At 72.2% G+C, this 3,294-nt stretch carries 3 protein-coding genes; 1 reads left to right on the top strand and 2 read right to left on the bottom strand.

Annotation, left to right across the window (positions count from 1 at the left end):
• Positions 1-16: 16 nt before the first annotated feature.
• Positions 17-577 (bottom strand): gluconokinase, encoded by a 561-nt coding sequence (locus HOY81_RS26890; protein WP_237323319.1) that lies wholly within the window; start codon positions 575-577, stop codon positions 17-19.
• Positions 578-742: 165 nt separating this feature from the next.
• On the opposite strand from HOY81_RS26890, the gene HOY81_RS26885 reads away from it, so the two are divergent.
• Positions 743-1,444 carry a FadR/GntR family transcriptional regulator gene (locus HOY81_RS26885; RefSeq protein ID WP_237323318.1) on the top strand — a complete coding sequence of 234 codons (702 nt, stop codon included), beginning with the start codon at positions 743-745 and terminating at the stop codon, positions 1,442-1,444.
• Between the two features lie 121 nt (positions 1,445-1,565).
• Here HOY81_RS26885 and HOY81_RS26880 read toward each other — a convergent pair whose 3' ends face one another.
• Positions 1,566-2,996 carry a GntP family permease gene (locus HOY81_RS26880; RefSeq protein WP_237323317.1) on the bottom strand — a complete coding sequence of 477 codons (1,431 nt, stop codon included), beginning with the start codon at positions 2,994-2,996 and terminating at the stop codon, positions 1,566-1,568.
• Between the last annotated feature and the right edge of the window lie 298 nt (positions 2,997-3,294).

Below are 3,294 nucleotides of genomic sequence, written 5' to 3'. Positions count from 1 at the left end.
CGGCCGGGGCCGCCGGTCAGCCGGCGGCCGGGTGGGCGGCCGCGCCGGGACCGCCGGGGGCGCTGTGCCGCCGCAGGACGGCGGCCGCCTGCCCGGCGAGCTGCCCGGGCTCCGCGGTGATCGTCAGGGCCGTCCCCTGCTCGTCGTCCTGGAGCGGCTCCAGGGTGGCGTACTGGGAGTCGAGCAGGGCGCTGGGCATGAAGTGGTCCCGGCGGCCCGCCAGCCGGTCGGCGACCAGCGACCGGTCGCCGGTGAGGTGCAGGAAGAACAGCCCGGGCGCTGCGGCGCGCAGCCGGTCGCGGTAGCGCCGCCGCAGGGCGGAACAGCTCACCACGCCGACCAGTCCGGGTCCGCGACGCTGCCGCTCCCGCGCCCAGGCACCGATCGCGTCCAGCCAGGGTGCGCGGTCGCCGTCGTCGAGCGGGGTGCCGGCGGACATCTTGGCGATGTTGGCCGGCGGGTGGAAGGCGTCGGCCTCCGCATACGGCACGCCGAGCCGGTCGGCGAGCAGGGCGCCGACGGTGGACTTGCCGGTGCCGGAGACGCCCATGACGACGACCACCCGCGGTGCGGACATCACAACCCCTACCTCGCCCCTCGCCGACGTGCGCGCCGGTCCCGCGCGGGAGCCGCAGGCCGGCATGGTGTCCCCTCAGCCAAGCCCATAGATGCTATTTATTCAAGAGGGTGACAAGTAAATGTCATACATATGACGTCGATCGTCCGCACGTAGGCTGAGGACATGGAGAATCAGCGGCAGGGGCTGCACGCCAAGGTGCTGGCCACCCTGGGCCCGGCCATCACCGGAGGCGAGTACCCTCCCGGCAGCGTGCTGCGCACCGACGAACTCGAACAGCGCTTCGAGGTCTCCCGGACGGTGATGCGCGAGGCGATAAGGGTGCTCGAGTCCATGCATCTCGTCCAGTCACGACGCCGCGTGGGGGTCACCGTGCTCCCCACCGAGTCCTGGAACATGTTCGATCCGCAGGTCATCGCCTGGCGGCTGGAGGGCGCGGACCGGCCGCGGCAGCTCCGCTCCCTGACCATGCTGCGGTCCGCCGTGGAGCCGGTCGCCGCCCGGCTCGCGGCCGAGCACGCCACCGGGGAGGAGTGCGCCGAGCTCACCGAACACGCGCTCGGCATGGTCTCCACCTCGCGCGGCCAGCAGCTCGAGCGCTATCTGGTGCACGACATCGCCTTCCACCGCGTCGTCCTCCGGGCCTCCCGCAACGAGATGTTCGCCCGGCTCGGGGACGTGGTGGCGGCCGTGCTGGCCGGCCGTACCGAGCACCAGGTGATGTTCACCGACCCGGACCCGGCCGCGGTGACCCTGCACGTCCAGGTCGCGGAGGCCGTACGGGCCGGGGACACGCGGCGCGCGGAGGAGCTGACCCGCGAGATCACGGTCGGCGCGATGGCCGAGCTGGACGTGCTGGCGCCCTGACGTCCGCCGGCGCCGCCCCGTCCGCATAAGAACGGCACCCCCGCAGCAGGAGCGCGGGGGTGCCGTGGACCGGGCCGCCGGGGGTAACGGCCCGGGGTCCGTGGGGGGCCTGCCGACCACGCTAGACCACGGCCCAGAGGCCGAGGGAGAGGACGAACGCGGACAGACCGAGCGTCGTCTCCATCACCGTCCAGGTCTTCAGGGTGGTCTTCTCGTCCATCCCGAAGAATCGGCTGACCAGCCAGAAGCCCGAGTCGTTCACGTGCGAGAGCACCGTGGCGCCGGCGGCGATCGCGACGACCAGCAGGGCGATCTGGAAGTCGCCGAGGTTGGCGTCGTTGACCGAGGCGGCGATCAGCCCGGCCGTGGTGGTGAGCGCCACCGTGGCGGAGCCCTGGGCGACGCGCAGCAGCGTGGCGATGAGGAACGCCTGGAGGATCAGCGAGATGCCGAGGTCCGAGAGGGAGGAGCTCAGCGCGTCGCCGATGCCGCTCAGCTCCAGCACCCCGCCGAACATGCCGCCCGCGCCGGTGATCAGGATGATCGCGCAGATCGGGCCCAGCGCCTCGTCGACGATCTTCCGCACGCCGTCCATGGAGGTGCGCGGCCGCCCGAGCACCAGCACCGCCGCGATCACGGTGATCATCAGTGCCACCGGGGTGGCGCCGAGCAGCCCGAGGAAGGCCGGGAAGCCCTCGTCCGAGTCCAGCGTGCCGGCCGCGCCGAGCGTGCTCAGGACGGTGTCGAAGGAGATCAGCACCAGCGGGATCAGCAGCAGCCCGAGCACCGTGCCGAAGGACGGCGGCTCCTGGCCGAGCTGGACGGTGCCGTCCTGCTCCGCCACCGCGCGCTCGTCGTCCGTACGGCCCTGGGCGTCCCGCGCCTTGCCGAAGACCACGTCCGCAACCGAGACGTCCACCCGGGCGCCGAGGAAGCGGGAGACCAGGTAGACGCCGACGTACCAGGCCACGACGGCGACCGGGATGCCGATCAGCAGGGTGACGCCGATGTCGCCGCCGAGCTGCTCGGTGGCCGCGACCGGCCCCGGGTGCGGGGGCACGATGGCGTGCATGGCGGCGAACGCACCGGCCGCGGGCAGCGCGTAGTAGAGCAGCGAGCCGCCGAACCGGCGGGCGACGGTGAGGATGATCGGCAGGAAGACGACCAGGCCGGCGTCGAAGAAGATCGGGAACCCGAAGATCAGCGCCGAGACGCCGAGTGCAAGGGGCGCGCGCTGCTCCCCGAACCGCGCGATCAGGGTGTCCGCGAGGACCTGTGCGCCGCCGGTCACCTCCAGCAACCTGCCGAGCATCACACCGAACGCCACCAGCAACGCCACCGACCCGATGGTGCCGGCGAAGCCGAACATCAGGACGTCGGGGATGTCGGCGAGCGGGAAGCCGACCGCGATGGCCGTCACCACGCTGACCAGGACCAGTGACACGAAGGCGTGCAGCTTCACCTTCATGATCAGGAAGAGCAGGACGGCGACCGCGCCCGCCGCTATGAGCAGCAGCGTCGCCGTCCCGTAGGCCGGTTCTATTGCTTCCATGACAACTCCCTACCGAAGACCGGAACGGGAAGTTACGCGACTGGTACTACCTATTCAAGGGTTCGACAAAAAAAGTCATACGTAAGAGATCCGCAGTCTCCCGGGGCGGCGCGGCGGGGCGGGGCCGGGAAGCGACCTGCGGTGCGGCTCCAGTGTGGGTGCGGCCCGGGTCGAGGAGAAGACCCGCGGCGAGGCTGCCGCCGGCGGCTCGCCGGTCCGGCCTCCGGAGGTCGACGGCAGGCCGGCGCGCCGCGCGCGGGGCGGCGCGCCACCGCCCGGGAGTCCGCGGCGCGCGGCC

The organism is Streptomyces sp. JJ36 (genome assembly GCF_021696945.1).
Lineage (GTDB): Bacteria > Actinomycetota > Actinomycetes > Streptomycetales > Streptomycetaceae > Streptomyces.
This window is presented reverse-complemented; position numbering and strand designations above follow the sequence as displayed.

Coding starts and splice junctions, on each gene's coding strand:
- HOY81_RS26890 (WP_237323319.1), bottom strand. CDS start 577: ATGTCCGCACCGCGGGTGGTCGTCGTCATGGGCGTCTCCGGCACCGGC.
- HOY81_RS26885 (WP_237323318.1), top strand. CDS start 743: ATGGAGAATCAGCGGCAGGGGCTGCACGCCAAGGTGCTGGCCACCCTG.
- HOY81_RS26880 (WP_237323317.1), bottom strand. CDS start 2,996: ATGGAAGCAATAGAACCGGCCTACGGGACGGCGACGCTGCTGCTCATA.